At 68.9% G+C, this 19,743-nt stretch carries 21 protein-coding genes and 2 pseudogenes; 17 read left to right on the plus strand and 6 right to left on the minus strand.

Translation table 11 applies throughout. The annotated features are described in order from the left end of the window. Window positions 1-390: 390 nt before the first annotated feature. From FE633_RS20770 to FE633_RS20810, 9 genes are all read left to right on the plus strand, one after another. A complete protein-coding gene (locus tag FE633_RS20770; RefSeq protein ID WP_240436601.1) occupies window positions 391-1,122 on the plus strand; it encodes an IclR family transcriptional regulator in 732 nt (243 codons plus the stop codon). 248 nt (window positions 1,123-1,370) lie between these two features. Next, entirely contained in the window at window positions 1,371-2,180 is an 810-nt protein-coding gene (locus FE633_RS20775) for a 2-keto-4-pentenoate hydratase (protein WP_138046650.1), read from the plus strand. Further along, complete coding sequence (locus FE633_RS20780) at window positions 2,177-3,076, plus strand: acetaldehyde dehydrogenase (acetylating) (RefSeq protein WP_138046651.1); 900 nt, start codon at window positions 2,177-2,179, stop codon at window positions 3,074-3,076. The genes FE633_RS20775 and FE633_RS20780 overlap by 4 nt, the downstream gene beginning before the upstream one ends. After that, the gene (gene dmpG, locus FE633_RS20785; RefSeq protein ID WP_138046652.1) at window positions 3,073-4,119 is read left to right on the plus strand and encodes a 4-hydroxy-2-oxovalerate aldolase; all 1,047 of its coding nucleotides are present in this window, start codon (window positions 3,073-3,075) and stop codon (window positions 4,117-4,119) included. Before FE633_RS20780 ends, dmpG begins: the two co-directional genes overlap by 4 nt. Further along, window positions 4,116-4,898, plus strand: a complete 783-nt coding sequence (locus FE633_RS20790) for a 2-keto-4-pentenoate hydratase (RefSeq protein ID WP_138046653.1) — start codon at window positions 4,116-4,118, stop codon at window positions 4,896-4,898. The genes dmpG and FE633_RS20790 overlap by 4 nt, the downstream gene beginning before the upstream one ends. Then, window positions 4,899-5,111: a tautomerase family protein gene (locus FE633_RS20795; RefSeq protein ID WP_138046654.1), complete on the plus strand. Its 213-nt coding sequence runs from the start codon at window positions 4,899-4,901 to the stop codon at window positions 5,109-5,111. It abuts the gene before it with no gap. Continuing rightward, entirely contained in the window at window positions 5,101-5,508 is a 408-nt protein-coding gene (locus FE633_RS20800; RefSeq protein WP_138046655.1) for a carboxymuconolactone decarboxylase family protein, read from the plus strand. The genes FE633_RS20795 and FE633_RS20800 overlap by 11 nt, the downstream gene beginning before the upstream one ends. After that, window positions 5,501-6,451: a VOC family protein gene (locus tag FE633_RS20805; protein ID WP_138046656.1), complete on the plus strand. Its 951-nt coding sequence runs from the start codon at window positions 5,501-5,503 to the stop codon at window positions 6,449-6,451. The genes FE633_RS20800 and FE633_RS20805 overlap by 8 nt, the downstream gene beginning before the upstream one ends. Further along, window positions 6,448-7,284 (plus strand): sugar phosphate isomerase/epimerase family protein, encoded by an 837-nt coding sequence (locus FE633_RS20810; RefSeq protein WP_138046657.1) that lies wholly within the window; start codon window positions 6,448-6,450, stop codon window positions 7,282-7,284. The genes FE633_RS20805 and FE633_RS20810 overlap by 4 nt, the downstream gene beginning before the upstream one ends. Window positions 7,285-7,659: 375 nt before the next feature. Here the strand turns inward: FE633_RS20810 and FE633_RS49800 are convergent. Beyond that, window positions 7,660-7,893 (minus strand): annotated as a pseudogene (locus FE633_RS49800) (carboxylesterase family protein); the annotation flags it as partial. A 472-nt stretch (window positions 7,894-8,365) separates the two neighbouring features. Between FE633_RS49800 and FE633_RS20825 the strand changes: the two are divergent. The 4 genes from FE633_RS20825 to FE633_RS20840 all read left to right on the plus strand — a co-directional run bounded on the left by FE633_RS20825 (window position 8,366) and on the right by FE633_RS20840 (window position 11,938). Further along, entirely contained in the window at window positions 8,366-9,736 is a 1,371-nt protein-coding gene (locus tag FE633_RS20825) for an MFS transporter (RefSeq protein ID WP_138046658.1), read from the plus strand. Window positions 9,737-9,835: 99 nt separating this feature from the next. Next, window positions 9,836-10,717: a shikimate dehydrogenase gene (locus tag FE633_RS20830; protein WP_240436600.1), complete on the plus strand. Its 882-nt coding sequence runs from the start codon at window positions 9,836-9,838 to the stop codon at window positions 10,715-10,717. 8 nt (window positions 10,718-10,725) lie between these two features. After that, window positions 10,726-11,421 (plus strand): TetR/AcrR family transcriptional regulator, encoded by a 696-nt coding sequence (locus FE633_RS20835; RefSeq protein WP_119101041.1) that lies wholly within the window; start codon window positions 10,726-10,728, stop codon window positions 11,419-11,421. Between the two features lie 196 nt (window positions 11,422-11,617). After that, a complete protein-coding gene (locus tag FE633_RS20840) occupies window positions 11,618-11,938 on the plus strand; it encodes a GatB/YqeY domain-containing protein (protein WP_246113740.1) in 321 nt (106 codons plus the stop codon). A gap of 466 nt (window positions 11,939-12,404) precedes the next feature. Here FE633_RS20840 and FE633_RS47350 read toward each other — a convergent pair whose 3' ends face one another. After that, the gene (locus FE633_RS47350; protein ID WP_171060047.1) at window positions 12,405-12,545 is read right to left on the minus strand and encodes a hypothetical protein; all 141 of its coding nucleotides are present in this window, start codon (window positions 12,543-12,545) and stop codon (window positions 12,405-12,407) included. Continuing rightward, a complete protein-coding gene (locus tag FE633_RS20845; protein WP_138046660.1) occupies window positions 12,542-13,396 on the minus strand; it encodes a LysR family transcriptional regulator in 855 nt (284 codons plus the stop codon). The genes FE633_RS47350 and FE633_RS20845 overlap by 4 nt, the downstream gene beginning before the upstream one ends. Before the next feature lie 182 nt (window positions 13,397-13,578). On the opposite strand from FE633_RS20845, the gene FE633_RS20850 reads away from it, so the two are divergent. After that, complete coding sequence (locus FE633_RS20850; RefSeq protein ID WP_425473199.1) at window positions 13,579-14,382, plus strand: EamA family transporter; 804 nt, start codon at window positions 13,579-13,581, stop codon at window positions 14,380-14,382. Between the two features lie 318 nt (window positions 14,383-14,700). Here FE633_RS20850 and FE633_RS20855 read toward each other — a convergent pair whose 3' ends face one another. Beyond that, the gene (locus FE633_RS20855; protein ID WP_138046662.1) at window positions 14,701-15,420 is read right to left on the minus strand and encodes a class I SAM-dependent methyltransferase; all 720 of its coding nucleotides are present in this window, start codon (window positions 15,418-15,420) and stop codon (window positions 14,701-14,703) included. Between the two features lie 284 nt (window positions 15,421-15,704). Here FE633_RS20855 and FE633_RS20860 point away from each other — a divergent pair, with 284 nt between their 5' ends. The 3 genes and pseudogenes from FE633_RS20860 to FE633_RS20870 all read left to right on the plus strand — a co-directional run bounded on the left by FE633_RS20860 (window position 15,705) and on the right by FE633_RS20870 (window position 17,236). Continuing rightward, entirely contained in the window at window positions 15,705-16,073 is a 369-nt protein-coding gene (locus FE633_RS20860) for a GNAT family N-acetyltransferase (protein WP_425473200.1), read from the plus strand. Next, a pseudogene (locus FE633_RS20865) lies at window positions 16,070-16,368 on the plus strand (ATP-binding protein); the annotation flags it as partial. The gene FE633_RS20860 and the pseudogene FE633_RS20865, both read left to right, overlap by 4 nt. Before the next feature lie 397 nt (window positions 16,369-16,765). Then, a complete protein-coding gene (locus FE633_RS20870) occupies window positions 16,766-17,236 on the plus strand; it encodes a hypothetical protein (RefSeq protein WP_138046664.1) in 471 nt (156 codons plus the stop codon). A gap of 289 nt (window positions 17,237-17,525) precedes the next feature. Here FE633_RS20870 and FE633_RS20875 read toward each other — a convergent pair whose 3' ends face one another. Both FE633_RS20875 and FE633_RS20880 read right to left on the minus strand, forming a co-directional pair. Continuing rightward, window positions 17,526-17,828 (minus strand): hypothetical protein, encoded by a 303-nt coding sequence (locus FE633_RS20875; RefSeq protein WP_138046665.1) that lies wholly within the window; start codon window positions 17,826-17,828, stop codon window positions 17,526-17,528. A gap of 357 nt (window positions 17,829-18,185) precedes the next feature. Beyond that, the gene (locus FE633_RS20880; RefSeq protein ID WP_138046666.1) at window positions 18,186-19,430 is read right to left on the minus strand and encodes an IS256 family transposase; all 1,245 of its coding nucleotides are present in this window, start codon (window positions 19,428-19,430) and stop codon (window positions 18,186-18,188) included. Window positions 19,431-19,743 lie beyond the last annotated feature (313 nt).

Consider the following 19,743-nt stretch of genomic DNA (forward strand, 5'->3'; position numbering starts at 1 on the left):
TCTTTCATCGGTGCGGGCATGCGGGTCGGGTGGGTAGGGGGATGATCCCGGTGCGTGAGCAGGAGCAGCCGTGACAGGTGGTGGGGGACATCCGCTCGTGCCGGCCAGGCGGTCCGTGACGAACTCGAATGCCTTGCCTGTCCGAAACGCACACAGGCCCGGCTGCTCCGAGCGACCGCGGCCCGTGGCCTGCGCCCCCGGGCCGCACCGCGGTCCACACGGCCGCCCTCCTGCCCGGTGGTTGACCCGCGTCGCGCGCCGGCGATGTCCTTACCTGCGCTGACGAGGCCGACGCAGACACTTGCACGCTGTCCGGTCCCCCGTCATGCTTCATCGATGTGTCCCGCTGAACGGAACATTCCTGACTCCGGTGTCGCGCGGGTAGCTGCCGTGCTCGGGGCTTTCGACGCGCTTCACGCCGAGCTGCGGGTGTCGGAGATCGCCCGCCGGGCCGGACTGCCGAAGTCCACGACCTCCCGCCTGGTGCGCGACCTCGTCGGCTACGGGTTCCTGGAGCGTGACGAGAACGACGGCGCGCTCCTGCACATGGGAACGCGCCTGTTCGAGTACGGCGAGCTGGCGTCCCGGCACCGCAATCTGCGGGCGATCGCCCTGCCGTACATGGCCGATCTGCGCGAGGCGACCCGGCAGACGGTGCATCTGGCCGTGCTGGACGGCACCGAGGTGGTCTACGTCGAGATCCTGCGGAGCAAGGACGCCCCGAGGATGGGATCGCGGGTGGGCGGCCGACTGCCCGCGCATGCCGCGGCCGTGGGCAAGGTACTGCTCGCCTTCGGTGAGGCGGAGACAGTCGACGCGGTCTGCGCTCATGGGCTTGCGCCGGTGGGCCCGCGCACCATCACCGCGCCCGGCCTGTTCCTGCGTGAGCTGGAACGGATCCGGGGAGCGGGAGTCGCGTACGAGAACGAGGAGACCGGCCCCGGGGTGGGGTGTGTCGCGACCGCGATCCTCGGGGCCGACAGCCGGCCCGTCGCGGCGATGTCCATCTCGGGCTGGAGCGGGAGGCTGAACCTGCGCCGGGTGGCTCCCGCCGTGCGCACGGCGGGGCTGGCCGTGAGCCGTGAGCTGCGGGGCCCGAGCCCCTCCATGAGCGAGAGCTGAAGGGGCTCCCATGGGGTGTCCGCTGATGGCGTTCCCTTCGTAGCGTGCGGTCCGTGGGGCGTCACGTCACGGGAGGACTGTCCTCTCGGGATGAAGAGCGGGCAAGTCGGATGATCCGCTGAGCGGAACAAGTGTGCGTCGAAAAGGAATCGATCTTGATCCGCTCAGCGGATCACTTGGGTTGCCGGGTGGGACCCGCCGCAACATGCTGCCAGGGGACCGCCCATCACCTGAGGAAAGAGCCGCAGATGGACAAAGCCACGCACCTCGTGGTCGCCAAGGAACTGCTCGCCGCACGGCGCGCCCGCGAGCCGATCGACCCGGTCAGCCGGACCCGCCCCGGGCTTACCGTCGAGGACGCCTACGCGGTCCAGCGCGAGCAGGTGCGCACCTGGACCGAGGACGGGCAGCGCGTCCAAGGACACAAGGTCGGGCTCACCTCGGCGGCCATGCAGCGCCAGCTCGGCGTCGACCAGCCCGACTACGGGCACCTGATGGAGTCCATGTTCCATCTGGAGGGCCTGCCGATCGGACTGGCCGAGTTCATCAGCCCCAAGGTCGAACCGGAGATCGCCTTCGTCCTCAAGCGGCCGCTGACCGGCCCGGGGGTGAACGCCGCGCAGGCGCTGTCGGCGGTCGACTACGTTCTCCCAGCCCTGGAGATCATCGACTCCCGGATCCGGGACTGGAAGATCGGCCTGATCGACACGGTCGCGGACAACGCGTCGGCGGGCGGCGTGGTGCTCGGCAGCCGCCCCGTCCCTGTGGGAGCGGTCGATCTGCGGCTGTCCGGCTGCGTGCTGACCCGCCGCGGCGAGGTCGTCGGCACCGGAGCCGGCGGCGCCGTACTCGGCTCGCCGCTGAACGCCCTGGTGTGGCTGGCCAATACGGTGGGCCGACTCGGCGTCACCCTGGAGCCGGGCCATGTCATCCTGCCCGGCTCTGTCTGCGCCGCCGTGCCGGTGGCCGCCGGTGACTCCGTGACCGCGGCCTTCGGCGGGCTGGGCACCGTCACCGCGCGATTCGGTCACACCACCAAGCAGGGGGAGGACGCATGACCGCCACCGCCGCCATCGTCGGGCCGGGCAACATCGGCACGGACCTGATGGTCAAGTTGCTGCGCAACGAGCACATCGACGTCCGGTACATGGTCGGGGTCGACCCCGCCTCCGACGGCCTGGCCCGTGCCGGGAAGCTCGGCGTCGAAGCCAGCGCCGGAGGCGTGGACTGGCTGCTCAGCCGGCCGGAGCTGCCCGATCTGGTCTTCGAGGCCACATCCGCCAAGGCACATCTGGCCAACGCCGCCCGCTACGCCGAGGCCGGGATCACCGCCATCGACCTGACCCCCGCCGCGACCGGTCCCTTCGTCTGCCCGGTGGTCAACCTCACCGAGCACGGGGCGGCACCGAACGTCAACATGATCACCTGCGGCGGCCAGGCCACCATCCCCATCGTGGCCGCCGTCTCCCGAGTCGTGCCCGTGACGTACGCCGAGATCGTCGCTTCGATCGCCTCCCGCTCGGCCGGCCCCGGTACCCGCGCCAACATCGACGAGTTCACCGAGACCACCTCCCACGCGATCGAGACCGTCGGCGGCGCCGGACGCGGCAAGGCGATCATCATCCTCAACCCTGTCGATCCCCCGATGATCATGCGCGACACGGTGTACTGCGCCATCCCCGCCGACGCCGACCGCGACGCCGTCACCGAGTCCATCCACCGGATGGTCGAGGAGGTACGGGTCTACGTACCCGGCTACCAGATGCGCTCCGAGCCGCAGTTCGACGACCCGCGCCCCGGATGGCAGGGGCAGGCCCGAGTCGCGGTCTTCCTCGAAGTCCGCGGCAACGGCGACTACCTGCCCCCGTGGGCAGGCAACCTCGACATCATGACCGCCGCCGCAGTCCGCGTCGGCGAACTCATCAGCCAGCGAGACAAGGCGGTGACCCGATGACCGCGGACCCCCGACCGGCCGTACGCATCACCGACACCACGTTGCGCGACGGCAGTCACGCCGTGGCCCACCAGTTCACCGTCGACCAGGTACGGGCCGTCACCCGCGCCCTGGACGACGCGGGCGTCACCGTCATCGAGGTCACCCACGGCGACGGCCTCGCCGGGTCCTCCTTCAACTACGGTTTCTCGCACACCGACGAGATCGAACTCGTCAAGGCGGCCGTCGCCGAAGCCCGCCGGGCCCGCATCGCCGTCCTGCTACTGCCTGGCCTCGGCACCGTCGACGACCTGCGCCGGGCCCACGACGCGGGCGCCGGGATCGTACGGGTGGCGACCCACTGCACCGAGGCGGACGTCTCGATCCAGCACTTCGGGGCCGCGCACGAACTGGGCATGGAGACCGTCGGGTTCCTGATGCTCTCGCACCGGGTCGGTCCCGAGGCGCTGGCGCAACAGGCCAGGATCATGGCCGACGCCGGGTGCCAGTGCGTGTACGTCGTCGACTCCGCGGGCTGGCTGCTGCCCACCGACGTCACCGACCGCGTATCGGCGCTGGCCGCCGAGCTCGGCGACGACGCCCAGATCGGGTTCCACGGCCACCAGAACCTCTCGCTCGGCGTCGCGAACTCGATCGCCGCGTACGAGGCGGGCGCCCGCCAGATCGACGGCAGCCTGTGCGCGCTGGGCGCGGGCGCCGGCAATTCGCCCACCGAACTCCTTGCCACCGTCTTCGAACGGATGCGGGTCCCGATCGGCCTCGACGTGGACGGCGTACTGCGCGCCGCGCACGAGGTGCTCACCCCGCTGATTCCCCGGCTGCCCATCGCGGACCGCCCAGCCATCGAGCAGGGCAGGCACGGCGTCTACTCCTCGTTCCTGCTGCACGCGCAGCGCGCCGCCGACCGTTACGGAGTACCCGCGCACGCCATCCTGCGCGCGGTCGGCGAGGCCGGGTACGTCGGCGGCCAGGAAGACATGATCATCGACGTGGCGATCGACATCTCCACCCGCGCCACGGCCTCGGAAGGCGTACCCGCATGAGCGACTGGACCATCGACCGCGCCGTCACGGAGCTGCTCGGCCGCGAGGCCGACCGCAGGGACGGCGGCCGGATCACCGACGAATGGCCCGGCCTCGACCTGCCGACCGCCTACCAGGTGCAGGACGCGCTGCTGCAGCGCAAGGTCGACTCCGGCGAGAAGGTCGTCGGCGTCAAGCTCGGCCTCACCTCGCGTGCCAAGCAGCAGCGGATGGGCATCGACTCCCCGCTCACCGCCTGGCTCACCGACGCGATGGTGCTCCCGGAGGGCGTCCCGGTGCCGATGGACGAACTCATCCACCCGCGCGTCGAGCCCGAGATCGTCTTCGTCATGGGGGAGCGGCTGGCCGGGCCCGGGGTCACCGCCGCGACCGCGCTCGCCGCCGTCCGCAGCGTGCACGCGGGCTTCGAGGTCATCGACAGCCGCTTCACCGACTTCAAGTTCACCCTCCCCGACGTGGTCGCCGACAACGCCTCGTCCTCCCGCTTCGTCGTCAGCGGCACCAGCCTGCCGCCAGAGGGTCTCGACCTCGCGCTGGAGGGCTGCCTGCTCGGCATCAACGGCGAGATCAACGACTCCGCGACCGGCGCCGCCGTGCAGGGCCACCCTGCCGAGGCACTCGCGCTGGCGGCGAACTCCCTCGGCGAGCGCGGCATCGCCATCGAGCCCGGCTGGATCGTGCTCACCGGCGGCCTCACCGACGCCGTGTTCGTAGAGCCCGGGCGGGAGATCAGCGCCGAGTTCACCCACCTCGGCACCCTCCGAGTGGTCGGAGCCTGAATGCCACTCGTAGAGATCAGCATCGTCGCCGGACGCCCTCCTTCGATGGTCCGCGACCTCATCCACCAGGTCCACGCCGCCGTGCGGGACTCCCTGGGCGCACCCGACGGGGCCATCCGGGTCCTCGTGCGCGAGATCCCGCCGGAGCACTGGGCGGCGGGCGACATCACCAAGGCCGAACAGGCCGAACAGGAGGCAGCCCATGAGCGATGAGCGCCCCGAGAGCGTCGACGACTTCCGGGCGACGTACGAGCGGATGCTGGGCTTCGTCCCCCCGCGCGTGGCCTCCCGTTTCGAGGCGTCAGAGACGGACAACCCGGAACTGCTGCTGGCGCAGGAACGACTGCGCAACATGATCATGTATCCGGAGACGCTGGACCAGAAGACGGTCCAGCTGGTGCTCTTCGGCATCCTGCACGCCAAACTCAGCGACGCCGCCAAACTGCACGGCCTCGCCGCGCTACGGGCCGGTGCCAGCTGGGACGAGCTGCGCGCCGTCATCGATCTGGCGTTCCTGTTCACCGGGTTCTCCGCGATCAACCGCGGCCCCCAGGTGCTGGCCGACATCGCGGAGCTGGAGAAGAAAGCGAAGGAGAACGAGAGTGACTGAGCCGCTCTACGAACTGGCCCACCTCGGGCACGCCGAACTGCTGACCCCCGTGTACGACCGGAGCCTGGCCTTCTTCACCGAGGTCTACGGCCTCGACCTGGTGCACGAGTCCGGTGGCAGCGCCTATCTGCGCGCCTGGGGCGACCACGACCTGACAACCCTGAAACTGACCGCCGCCGACCGGGCCGGCCTCGGTCATGTCGCCTGGCGCGCGGTGAGCCCGCAGGCCCTGACCCGCCGGGTCGCCGCCCTGGAGGAACGCGGCGTCGAGGGGGAGTGGATCGACGGGGACTTCGGGCACGGGAAGGCGTACTCCTTCATCTCCCCGAGCGGCCAGCGCATGGAGCTCTACTTCGAGACCGAGAAGTACCGCGCCCCGGCGGGCAAGGCCTCCTACCTGCCCAACCAGCCGCAGTCCTCCGTCACCAGGGGCGTGGGCGCGGCACGCATCGACCACATCAACGTCCTCGCGAACGACGTACCGGGCACGCGCGAGGTCATGTGCGAGGCCCTCGGCTTCAAGCTCCGCGAGCACCTGATCCCTCCCGGCCAGCCCGAGGTGGGCGCCTGGCTCAGCCTCATGAACAAGGCCCACGACCTCGCCATCACCCGCGAACCGGTGCCCGGCGTCACCGGGCGGCTGCACCACCTCGCCTACGCCGTCGAGAACCGCGAGGACGTGCTCCGCGCCGCCGACATCTTCTGCGAACTGGGTGTCGAGATCGAGTTCGGCCCTGCCAAGCACTCCCGCACCCAGGGCTTCTTCCTCTACGTCCTGGAACCCGGCGGCAACCGGATCGAGGTGTTCTCCGGCGGCTTCCACATCTTCGCCCCCGACTGGGAGCCGGTCACCTGGACCACCGAGGGCCAGGGTCGCTCCACCGCCTGGGGTCTGGAGGTGCCTGCGAGTTTCCACTCCCACGCCACCCCGGTCCTGCCATGAACCGGGAGTTGACCGCGAGTTTCGTGACCCTGTCCGGCGCGGGCTTCGCCCAGCCCGCCCGGGTGCCGTTCGCGGAACGCTGCCGCGCGGCCGCCGCCGCGGGTTTCACCGGCATCGGCCTGCACACCGACGACTACCGGCTGATGCGGGCCGACGGGGCGAGCGACGCGTCCCTGCGCGCAGTGCTCGGTACGCACGGACTCGCCCTGAACGAGATCGAGTTCCTGAGCGGCTGGGCCGCGGCCGGCGCCGGTGACGCCGACACCGTCGCCGCTGTCGGCGCGCTCGGCGAGGCGTTCCGGCCGCATCACGTCACAGCGGGCGAGTTCACCGCGGACGAGCTCGACATCGACGCCGCGGGCGCGCGGCTCCGTACGATCTGCGACGGCGTCGCCGCTTACGGGCTGCGCGTCGCGGTCGAGGCGTTCCCCTGGTCGGGCATGAAGGACGTGTCCACCGCCCGTGCGGTGGTGGAGGCCTCGGGCGCCGCCAACGCCGGGCTGATGATCGACGTCTGGCACTTCTACAACACCCGCTCCAGCCTGGCCGACCTCGACGGTCTGCCGCCCGACCGGATCGTGGCCGTCCAGCTCAACGACGGCCGCGTCGTGGACGGCGACTTCCTCACCGAGGCACGGCAGGGCCGGCTGCTGCCGGGCGACGGCGAGCTGGACATCGCGGGCCTGTTGCTGGGCCTGCACGAACGCGGCTTCCGCGGCCCGTACTGCGTCGAGGTCAACTACCCCGGCTACCGGGACCTCCCGGTCGAGGGGATGGCAGCCCAGGCCTTCACAACGGCGTCCAAGGCCCTGGAGGCGCTTCCCGCACACTGAACCCGGCACGGCCACGATCGGCCCTGTGCACGGCTGAGTGAAGCCCCAGGTCGGTGACCCGGGGCTGTTCGTCCGTCCTCGCAACACGAATAAGGACGCCGGGTGATCTGCACGAGGCTCAGGACGTGGTCCAGGAGAGGAGGCGCCACTCGCGACGGGGGTCGTATACGACCCGGGGCCTGGTCGTCCAGGATCACCGTGGCGCGGTCCCGTGGCTCGCAGCGGGGCCGGTCGCGGCTGTTGGGGAGCCCGCGGGAGCGCCGGTGTGCAGGAAGGCACCGCTCGGTGCAGCGTAGCGGTGACGGCGAGGTCGGCCGGGCTCATGGGTGTGGCGGGCGGCAGGCCGGCCAGGTTGTCGAAGGCGCGCGGGTCGAGCCGGTAGTTGACGGTCACCACGACCGCGTCACACACCTCGGCCAGCCATGCGCCGTCACAGAGACTGCCGCTGCCGTGCGGCAACGCGCCGCCGTAGAACCAGAACAGCACCGGCGTGGGCGCTGTCGGCTCCGCCGGGGCCCGGACCTTGAGGGTGAGGCAGTCCTCTTCGCCTTCGGCGTCCTGGCCGGCGGCGCGGAAGGCCGGGGGTGAACTGGACCGCCTGGAGACCAAAGCGCGCGGCGTCCCCGACCGCTGTCCCGGGCCTGACAGGAGTCGGAGGCCGGAAGCTCACCTCCCCGATGGGCGGCGAGGCGTGGAGGATGCCCTTCCAGGAGCGACTCTGACGGCCTCATCAGGGTCTCCACCTGCATCACCGGCACGGGCGCCCACCTCTTCGCGGCCGGGCAATGTACTCACTTGTTCGTTAGATCTAGCGGCGAGACACCTCCGACGCAAGAGGTGAAGCGTGACGAATAAATTTCGGCCGGATGTCTTGACGCGGGCCGGAAGCGACCCCACAGTCCTCTATTAACTTCCTAGTACGTTAATTGACTGCCATCCCCGCCAGTCATCCGGCAAGTCCGCTCGACACGGCATCTCCGTACGCGAGTTGTGACGTCGTCCGCCGCGATCGTCCCCCTGTCCCCGCTCGCCCGGGCGTTCCCGCAACGGGAGCCCTCGCGGTACTCGAAGAGGAGCACACGTGACCGCTCGTTCGCTCGATAACGCCTCGGAATCGAAGACTCCACCCAGTGGGCACCGAAAAGCGGCCTTCGCCGCTTGGATCGGCAGCGCCCTGGAGTACTACGACTTCTTCATCTACGGCAGCGCCGCCGCGCTGGTCTTCCCCAAGGTCTTCTTCAACCCGGACGACTCGGCCACCGCGACGCTGATCTCGATGGCGACCTTCGGCGTGGCCTACGCGGCCCGCCCCATCGGCGCCGTCTTCCTCGGGCACTTCGGGGACCGGATCGGCCGCAGGAAGATCATGGTCTTCACCCTCTTCTTGATGGGCCTGTCGACCTTCCTGATCGGCTGCCTGCCCACCTACGGCCAGGTCGGCACGCTGGCCCCGGTCCTGCTCGTGGTGCTGCGCTTCCTCCAGGGGCTGTCCGCCGCCGGCGAGCAGTCCAGCGCCAGTTCCCTGACGCTGGAACACGCGCCGGAGAACCAACGCGGCTACTTCACCAGCTTCACCCTCAACGGGACTCAGTTCGGCCTGATCATCTCCACCCTGATCTTCGTCCCCATCGCCTCCCTCCCGGAGAAGCAATTGCTCACCTGGGGCTGGCGCGTCCCGTTCCTGCTGAGCGCGCTCGTGACCCTGACCGCGTACCTCATCCGGCGCACCCTGCAGGAGGCACCGGCCTTCGAGCAGATCTCGGAACACGCCGAGGTGGCCAAGCTGCCAGTGGTCGAACTCCTCCGGGACCACTGGGCCGACATGCTGCGGGTGGCTTCGGCGGCGCTCATCGCGGCGGTGAGCACGATCGGCGGGGTCTGGGTGCTGTCCTACTCCACCGGCGCCGTCGGCCTCGACCGCACCACCATGCTGTGGGTCAGCGTCTTCGCCAACCTGGTGGCCCTGATCGCGATCCCGCTGTGGGCCAAGCTCTCCGACCGCATCGGCCGCAAACCCGTCTTCCTCATCGGCTCCGTCGGCAGTGCCGTCATGATCTTCGTCTACCTGGGGGCGGTGACCTCGAAGAGCTATCCGCTGATCTTCCTGGCCGGGGCCGCCACCATGGGCTTGGTGTACAGCGCCGCCAACGGCATCTGGCCCTCCCTCTACGCGGAGATGTTCAACACGCGGGTCCGCCTGTCCGGCATGGCCATCAGCACCCAGGTCGGCTTCGCCATCACGGGATTCGCCGTCACCTACGCGGCGGAGCTCTCCGGCTCCGACGGCAAGAACTGGGTCGCCGTCGGGATCCTCACCGCCTCGATGTGCGCGGTCAGTTCGATCGCCGTGCTGACCGCCCGAGAGACCTACAACGTGCCCACCGCCGAGCTCGGCATGAAGCCGGGCACGCGCCAGGACCGGGCCGCCGAGCGCGAGTCGGCGGCAGCCTGACCCTGTCCCCGTCCCCGCCGCGCCTGCGGCCCTCCGCCTCCGCACGGACGGCCGCAGGCGCACCTACCTCCCATTGCCGGAAGGAACCCCGCGATCACTGTGACCCCCTCCACCGTGAGTTCCTCCTATCTGACAGGGCTGATCGGCGCCGGTATCGGCCCCTCGCTCAGCCCTGCCCTGCACGAACGGGAAGCGGACCGGCACGGCCTGCGCCTGCTCTACCGCACCATCGACATCGACGAACTGGCGCTGCCGGCCACGGCCGTGGGCGAACTGCTGAGGTCCGCCCGCACCCTGGGATTCGACGGACTCAACATCACCCACCCCTGCAAACAACTCGTGATCGAGCACCTGGACGAACTCGCGCCCGAGGCCGCGGAGATCGGCGCCGTCAACACCGTCGTCCTCCGGGCCGGGCGCGCCATCGGGCACAACACCGACGGCAGCGGATTCGCCCAGTCCTTCGCGCGCGGACTGCCCGACGTACCGACCGGTTCGGTCCTACAGCTCGGGGCGGGCGGGGCCGGGGCCGCCGTCGCCCACGCGCTGCTCACCGTCGGCGCCGACCGGCTCGTCCTCGTGGACGCCGACCAGACCCGCGCGGCCGCCCTCGCCACCGCTCTCCACCGCACCTTCGGGCCCGGCCGGGCGAGTACCGCGCCGCTGCCGGACCTGGCGGCCCAGCTGGCGCGAGCCGACGGCCTGGTCCACGCCACCCCCACCGGGATGGCGGGCCACCCGGGGCTGCCGTTCCCCGCCGAACTGCTGCACCCACGGCTGTGGGTGGCCGAGGTCGTCTACCGCCCGCTGGAGACCGAACTGCTGCGCACGGCAAGGGCCCTCGGTTGCCGCACCCTCGACGGCGGCGGCATGGCCGTCTTCCAGGCCGCCGACGCCTTCCGGCTGTTCACCGGCTGTGAGCCGCACATCGATCGTATGCTCGATGACCTCGCCGACCTCGTCGGCAGTCCTACCCGGTGAGGAACCTCATGCCAGCTTCCGTCCCCCCGCAGTCACCGACTCCGACAAAGGGACAACCGGCTGCCAGACGTACCCGTGACGCCACACGGACCCGGGCCGAGATCCTAGAGGCCGCGACGGAGGAGTTCGCGCGCATCGGCTATTCCGGCGCCCGCATCGACGACATCGCCGATCGCACCCGGACCACGAAACGCATGATCTACTACTATTTCGGCAGCAAGGAGCAGCTGTTCACGGCCGTGCTGGAGCGGGCGTACGCCAGCATCCGGCACAGCGAACAGGAACTCGGCGTCGAGCATCTCGACCCGGTGTCCGCGATCCGTCGCCTGGCCGATCTCACCTTCGACCACCACGAGGCGCACCCGGACTTCATGCGCCTCGTCAGCATCGAGAACATCCACCAGGCCGAGCACATCGCCGCCTCACCGACGCTGCGTTCGCTCAACGCCCCGGTGATCGCCATCATCGACCGGATCCTCCGCGCGGGCCGCGAACAGGGAGTCTTCAACGCCCAGGTGGACGCCGTCGACCTGCACATGTTGATCAGCTCGTTCTGTTGCTTCCGAATCACGAACCGGCACACCTTCGGTGCCCTCTTCGGACGAGACCTCATCGCACCGGACCGCCGCGACCACTACCGGACTCTGCTGGGCGACATGGTCATCGCCTACCTCACGACCGGCGAACAAACCGCCGTCGGGTAGGGGCCCCACTGCCATGGTTGGCCAGTCGTCCCTGCTCAGCACCGTCGGCGTCGGCGTGCGCGGGTAACCACCGCACGGGCGAGGCTACGATCGACACGTAAGCCGGACGTAAATCGCGTTGTGGGTCCAGAGGCGCCGCCATAAGGTCACCGGCATGTCCTTACGTCTTCGTATGCGTCAAGCACTGCCGGAAGCGATGCGCGCCCGTGACAAGGCCGCGGTGAGCGCCCTGCGCGCAACACTTGCTGCGCTGGAAAACGCTGAGGCGGTGCCCGTGGGCGAAGCTGAGCTCCGCGGCTTGGCCCTTGAGCAGTCGCCGGTTGGTGTCGGCGCCACCGAAGCAGCGCGGTGTGAGCTGAGCGAGCGCAGTGTGGTGGATGTCGTGCGCGCCGAGGCCGCCGAACGACTGGAGGTGGCAGCGCAGTTGACTGCGCCCGCGCACGCTGACCGAGCCGCGCAGCTCCGCGCGGAGGCCGCCGTGCTGCTTCGCTTCCTCGACGGTCCCGGCACCGCATAGGAAACGGCGTCGCAACGCACCCGAAGCGACGCAGGAGCAGGGCTGGGAACAGGTACGGCCACCGCATGATCATCGGGGGTTGTGTGGACTCCCGAAGATCGTGCGGTGGCCGCGGGCCTTCGCGTAGATGCTGTCCGTTGGCGGGCGATGTTCGACCAGGCCATCGCCCGGATCGCGGGCCGGTTCGGGCGGGTTGAGCCCCGGGCGACACGTCGATCCACTCCGCGAGGCCATGGGCACGCATGGCCGGAATCCGCCTTGGTGCCGCCGCTGCAGGCGGCGAGCACGGCGGCGGCCGTCACCGCGGCGGCCAGGGCCATGGGTGTGCGTGTCTTCATGATGTCCCCTCGGGGAAGAGCACACTGCTCCCCCCGGGCTGGACCAACTACGACGCGTGCCTCAACTACATGACGTACGACGTCACGGACTTCGTGACAGGGGAGCGGGTCGCTGCCGGAGCCGCGGATCAGTGCAGCCGGACGGTCAAGCGGTAGCGGCCGGACGGCAGCCGGTACGAGGAATGCCTCGGCTGCTGGCTGAGCCAGACGACGAGTCCTCGCACGGCTTCGGCGGCGATGCTTCTTTCCTGCCACGTAGGCCCGGTCATCCATTGCGGTAGAGGGTGATGAGCAGTTCGATCGCCGCCTCGGTGGCGGGGTGCGCGTCGCCCCGCCACCACGCGAGACGTACGGCGATGGGCTCGGCGTCACGCACCGGCCGGTAGACGATGCCGGGCCGCGGGTATTGGTGGGCGGTGGATTCCGCCGTCATGCCGATGCCGCGGCCGGTGGAGATCACGTTGAGCCAGTCGTCGACGTCGTGCGTCTCCTCGGTCACCGGGCGGGCGTCCGGCGGCCACAGATCGGTGGTCGTGGTGCCGGTGCGCCGGTCGACCAACAGGGTGCGTCCGCCGATGTCGTCGAGCCGGATCGAGCGGCGCCTCGCCAGAGGGTCGTCGGTGGCGAGGGCGCACAGCCGCCGCTCCATTCCGACGATGGCGGAGTCGAATCGCCGATCGTCCAGTGGCCTGCGCACTACCGCGAGGTCGCAGGTACCTTCCGCCAGGCCGGCGGTCGCGGAGTTGACGCGGATCAGGTGCAGGTTCGTCCCGGGGTGGGCCTGGGCCCAGCGGCGCTGGAAGGCGGGCGTGTGGCGGCCGAGCGCCGACCATGCGTAGCCGATCCGCAGGCGAGTGTGGCCGGACGTGGCCTCCTGGACCAGGTCGGCCACCTCACCGAGCACCCGCCGGGCCTGCGCCACCACCCGCAGTCCCGTCGCGGTCGGCGTCACCTCACGGGAGGTGCGCCGCAACAGGCGTACGCCCAGGGCGCGTTCGAGCGAGGCCAGTGTCCGTGACACGGCAGCCTGGGAGACCCCGAGCGCGATGGCCGCGTCGGTGAAGCTGCCCTCGTCGACGATCGCGACGAGACAGCGCAACTGCCGTAGCTCCACATCCATAACACCAGCGTATAGATCGAATACGGTACGTATTTTGCGCAAGGACCGGCCCGGCGCACGATCAAGACATGCCAGCCGCACCCGCACCTGCCCCGGTCCCCGTCCGTCCCGCAACGCCCGCACGCCCGGCACCGCTACCGGACCCGCGTCCTACCCGGGGACGTCTCGCCGGGGTGGCCACGATGGTCGGCAGCGGCGTGTCCAACCAGACCGGCGCCGCGATCGGCTCCCTCGCCTTCCCGGTCCTCGGGCCGGTCGGCGTCGTCGCAGTCCGCCAGTACGTCGCCGCGCTCGTGCTGCTGGCCGTCGGACGGCCCAAGCTGCGGAGTTTCACCGCGCGGCAGTGGTGGCCGGTGCTGCTGCTGGGGCTGGTCTTCGGAACGATGAACCTGTCCCTCTACACGGCCATCGACCGCATCGGCCTCGGGCTGGCGGTGACCCTGGAATTCCTCGGCCCGCTGGCCATCGCCCTGACCGCCGCGCGCCGCGTCGTGGACGCCTGCTGTGCGGTGATCGCCGCGGCGGGCGTCATCACACTGATGCGCCCGCAGCCCTCCGCCGACTATGTCGGCATGGGTCTGGGCCTGCTCGCCGCCGCATGCTGGGCGTCGTACATCCTGCTCAACCGCACCGTCGGCCGCCGTATCCCGGGGGCCCAGGGCTCGGCCGCCGCTGCCGCGGTCTCCGCTCTGATGTTCCTGCCGGTCGGCTTCGTCCTCGTCCTCCGCCAGCCGCCGACCGCGGGGGCCGTCGGCTACGCCGTCGCCGCCGGTGTGCTCTCCTCGGCAGTGCCGTACCTCGCCGACCTGTTCACCTTGCGTCGCGTACCGGCCCAGGCGTTCGGGCTCTTCATGAGCGTCAACCCCGTCCTCGCCGCCCTGGCCGGCTGGATCATTCTCGGCCAGAACCTGGGCTGGACGGAGTGGGCAAGCATCGGCGCCATCGTCGCCGCCAACTCGCTCAGCGTCCTCACTCGGCGCGCCTGAGGACAGGCCGCAGGGCGACGCACCTCGCGCATCACAGGGGTGTGTCGCCCATGCGCGGGCGCCGCCGAAGGGCTGTTGGCCGACGACCGAGCCGGTGGGCTTGTCGTTGACGTAGAAGTTGCAGGCCGTGTAGCGCAGCGCCGCGCCGGCCTGCTCGACGGCGGCTCCGGTCCTGGGCGAACACCGCGCCGGTCAGTCCGTAGGGGGTGGAGTTGTCGTTCCTGGGTCAGCAACGGCGAGTGGGGGGCGTCGACTTCGAGGATCGTAGGGTCGACGAACGAGCCGACCGAGTCGTCGGTGGTGCCGCCGACGGCAAGCTCAGAACGCGTGGAACTCCTCGAAGGGCGGCTCGAACGAAGGGTCAGGCAACCGAATGGCCTTGCAGCGGGGCAGTGGTTCGGCCTGAGGGTCGGCGGCAACCGTCGTCCGAGACTCGCTGGGGAAGGCGTCGGGAATCACCGTCCACCCCAGGTTCCGCTCGTAGTAGCGCACGGCGGTCAGCACTGACGGCGCACAGGCGTCGTCGATGACGATCAGCCCACCGGGCCGCACGATCTTGCGCAGGAAGTAAAGATCGACGAAGACTTCGTGGAACCGGTGACTGCCGTCCACGAATGCCGCGTCAGCTGCGAGACCCTCGATGAGGAGTTGCGGGAGCGCGATCGACGACGGAGCGAGCATGAGCGAGGCGATCGAGTCCAGTCCCGCGGAGCGCAGCAGGTTCCAGCCGGCATTGGACCAGTCACGTTCTTGAAACGGGTCGATGATGATGTGCCGGGGACGCGGCGGGTTGACGGTGACCAGCGCCTCACCGATCGCGAGCGCGGAACTGGCGTAGGCGAGACCGACCTCGACAACCGTCTGCGCGCCCTCGGAGACCAACAGGTCGCGCAACTGGTCGCAACAGCGTTCGGGCACCGTGACCGTCTCGAAGTCCGCCTCGCGGTCCCGCGTCCACGCCGGCCCCTCCTGCGCGAGCCGACGACGCACCTCACGGACCCGCGCCCTACTTTCATCGCTCTTCCTCGCGCTGACCACCCCTCCACACTAAGAGAGCACTCCACCCCACAGGAAGCGATCGAAAACAGGGCCAGGGGTGAGGAGGAGGTGCGTGGAGGGGGCGGGTGCGGGCAGGTACCGCGTCAGGCAGTCCTGTACAGATGAGACTTTCAAGTCACCCCGGCGACCATGCATGAGGAGGCGCCATGGCGATCAGAGTCCGGCCGTTCCGCCCCGAGGATGCCCCACGGCTCGCCGAGATAGTCCAGCGCTGCCTGCGAGAAGTGAACAGCAACGACTATCCGGCCCACATCATCGACAAGATGTGCGCGCACTTCACAGCCGAGCGGTTCATCGAACTCTCCAGCAGCCGCCTCATCTACGTGGCCGAGGACGTCAGAGTCGTCGGCACTGTCTCCCGAGACGGCAACAAGGTCTACACGATGTTCGTCGATCCCGATCTGGTCGGGCGAGGGATAGGCCGTCAACTCATGCAGTACATCGAGGCCCTGGCAGTGCGCGACGGATTCGACCACATGGAAACCGGCGCCAGCATTACCGCTCACCAGTTCTACCTCAAACTGGGCTACACCGACGTCCGCGAGAGTGAGACCGAGTTCGGCCTCAACTACATCCTCCGTAAGCCCCTGCCACCAGCCACGACACCTCCTGATCATTACCGCACGCGCTGAACAAGACCATCACCCGCTCCGGCCGCGTCGATCTTTTGTGCATCGCCGCACTCGGATACATGGAACTGGACCGGCACGGTGCCGAGTTGCTGTTCCAGGTCCTGACCGAGCGCGAGGAGAAGAACAGCGTCGCCATCGCCTCCAACGAGTCGTTTGGAGGGGGACGAAGGCCTTCACCGATTCCCTGCTCTGCGCGGCCATCGTGGACCGCCTCACCTTCAACGGCACCATCATCGAGACCGGCGCCGAGTCCTACCGCCTCGCCACCACCCGTGCGTCTCGCACGGGAATATGACCGCCTCGTGGCGACACAGTGGCGCTCGCCCGGAAGGACACGGGCTGGACGAGCGAGCGGGGCGCGGCTGTTGTGCGCGCGGATCAGCGAGGACGAGCATGCCATCGGAGGAGATATCGAGATCGCCGTCGAGCGAGTCATGGGCAATCCACATCGGGCCCGATCAGACCCGGGTCGCAAAGATTGGCCCCGAGGTCGTCGGGGGGCGGGGCCGACGATGGCGTTCCGCATACTGCATCCCGAGAGGGACGTTGATGAGCGGGTTCGAGGGATCTGGAGGGTGCGCTCGTGAGAACCCGCTGGAGGCGTGGTTGTTTTTGGCCGGACGTACCGCGCGGGTTCGGCTTCGATGCGTGCGCGAAGATGGGGCTTCCGATCGTTGGAGGTGTCGTTGGGGATGGGCTATGACCTCCAAGCAGTGATCGCCGGCAGAGAGGTGTTGCGCGCCGCTTCGCGGGGTCTGCCTGCTGCTCGGCTGGCATCGCTCGGACAGGGTCTGTCGCTGATGCCGATGACAGACGCCCTCTTTGATTCCCTCGCGGATGGCAGCGATGCGGGCCCTTTGGGGTTCTGGCGGCTGCCGGGACGGTTCGAGAAGACCCTCGCTGGCTGGTCGACCGCTGGGCCGGTGGCCTACGTGGAAGCCGAGTACTTCGGTGGTGTGGGCGAGCAGCAGGCTGCCGTGTGGGATGGCGGCATCGTCGTGCTGGGACCGCTCCATGTACAGGAGGGCCAGCCTTTTCCGCCAGCCGGCAGCGCCATCTCGCAGGCACTTCGACGGCTGGGCATCGTGGCGAGCGCCGGAGATGACGAGTTCTCAGCTGTGGGATTGGACCGTCACCGACACGGTGAGGGATGGATCGCCTGAGCAGCACCTTCCGGATTCCCGCATGAACGAGCAAGTTCCTGACTCCGCTCGCGGAATCTGCCCGTAAGTGCGAGAACCGCTCACCCTCGCCGGATCGCCCCGCGCAGGATGCTCACCTGCGCACTTGCGCCGATGCTGCCGCCGCGCACCTTGGGGAAGTCAAGCTATGTGGGATCCCGCTGCGCGGCCATCCCTATTTGGGCACGCGATGGCGTCCCGCTGAGTGGTGTAGCCGGTCGTGGCCCGGGAACGCGCGGGTGACGGTGGCCTCTGTCGCCCAGGCGATCCGCTACTGGATGACCTCGTAGATCTCCTTGTAGCCGGATACCGCGTTGCTGTTAAACGCATCGATCAGTGACTGGGTGTTCTCATCTGGATTCACGAAGAACGCTCGCTCCATGGTGAAGTACTGGTCGAGGCTGTCGAATTCCCATTGGCAGACGACCGTATCCATGGGGCCGGCGTAATCGACGTAGATTCGCCGGTTCGCGTACCCGGCCTCTTCAAACACCTTGGTGAGGGTCTTGAACGCCGCCACGATCTCCGGCGCCTTCCCGCGTTCAGCTTGGTAGACCTCGCGCATCATGTACATGATGTGATCCTGCTTTCCTGCTCGAGCAGTAATCGACTAACAGGCGCTATTTTTCATGCTAATTCATCAAAATGTCGCCCGCATGCCGAGCGAGGTCCGGCCATCAGTAGCGTGATCTGGACGTCTCCTGCCTTGGTCATAGTCTGGCTGTACGCCCTCCCTGCACCTCGGGTTCCCGGTGAGTCCCCGTTCCATCCGGCACGAGAGTGGCACGGGCCCACGCAGTCGGCCCACGCCCGACGTGCCGACAAGCTGGGACTCGGCGGTGCCCGCATCGTCCTGTCCTACCTCATCGCACGGGACGGTTCCCGCTGTGGCATCTGCCAACCACGGGTCGTGTCTCGCCGAGTGGTGCAGTCACTGGCCGAGCTGATTCGGTTCAGGCGCGGGAAGCCGGCGGTCGTTCTCGGTGGGGTGGGCGGTGAGGAGTTCGGCCATGGAGGTTTCGGAGAGGTAGCGGCGGTCGAAGACCTGCCACTCGTCGTGCAGTTCGGCCAGAACCGCGGCTGCGAGCCGGCCGAGGGCGGCGGAGTTGGGGAAGACCTGGACGACGTCGGCTCGCCGTTTGATCTCCCGGTTCAGCCGCTCCAGCGGGTTGGTGGACCAGATCTTCTTCCAGTGGGCCGGCGGGAAGTCCGCGAACGCGGTGATATCCGTCGCGGCGTTCAGCAGCATGGTCTTGACCTGGGGGAACTGCCGTCCGAGCATGTCGGCCACCACGTTCAGCTGGGTGCGGACGGCCTCGGCGGTGGTCTGCGCGAAGATGGTGCGGATGGTGGCCGCCACCATCTCGCCGGAGCCCTTGTCGATCACCGAGAAGACGTCTCGCACGAAGTGAACCCGGCACCTCTTCCAGGCCGCGCCGAGGAAGACGGTGCGCATCGCGGCCACCAGCCCGCTGTGGCTGTCGGAGATCACCAGCTGGACGTTCTCGAGGCCGCGGGCCCGTAAGGACCGCAGGAACTTCGTCCAGAACGGCTTCGACTCGCTGTCACCGACCATCAGCCCGAGGATCTCGCGGTGGCCGGTGGCGGAGATGCCGGTGGCGATGACCACGGCCTGGGACACGATCCGGTGGTTCACCCTGGCCTTGCAGTAGGTGGCGTCCAGGAAGACGTAAGGGAAGACGGTGTGATCCAGCGGACGCTCTTTGAACGCGTCGAGTTCGGCATCAAGCCCACCGCAGATGCGGGAGACCTCGGATTTGGAGATGCCAGAATCGGCGCCCAGGGCTTTGACCAGGTCGTCGACCGAGCGGGTCGAGACCCCGTGCACGTATGCCTCCATGACCACGGCGAATAGAGCCCGGTCGATCCGTCGGCGCCGCTCCAGCAGCGAGGGGAAGAACGACCCGGTCCGCACCTTGGGGATCTTCAGATCGAGGTCGCCGGCCTGGGTGGTCAGCAGCCTCTCCCGGTGCCCGTTGCGCCAGGTGGTGCGCTGGTCGGAGTGCTCGCCCGGGGCGGCGCCGATGGCCTCAGTGGCCTCGGCCTCGATGAGCTCCTGCAGAATGCGCTCGCACAGCACCCTGATCGTCTCGACTCCGTCGGCCGTACGCAGTGACTGAAGCAGCCGCATCAGGTCAGATTGGGACAAGGCCATCATGCGCTCCTCCGGTCGAACTGGCCGTTCACCAGGGAGACTTGCGCGAGGGCCTGCCCTTGTTCAGGGAGCACTCGCCGACAGCGGATGCACGCCCCGGGCAGACACCCGCGCATTCCAGACGCTCAACCGGCTACACCACTTCACGGGACGCCATCGGGCACGCAGATGGCTGGAGGGGGCGGAACTGGCCTTAGGGTCCGTCTTCAAAGATCATCTCGTGATGGATCATGGTGGGTGTGATACGCCGCCATGAACTGACCGACCACGAGTGGGAGTTACTCGCTCCCCTCATACCGCGAGCCGTGACGGG

It is taken from the genome of Streptomyces montanus (assembly GCF_005786655.1).
Classification (GTDB): Bacteria; Actinomycetota; Actinomycetes; order Streptomycetales; family Streptomycetaceae; genus Streptomyces; species Streptomyces sporangiiformans.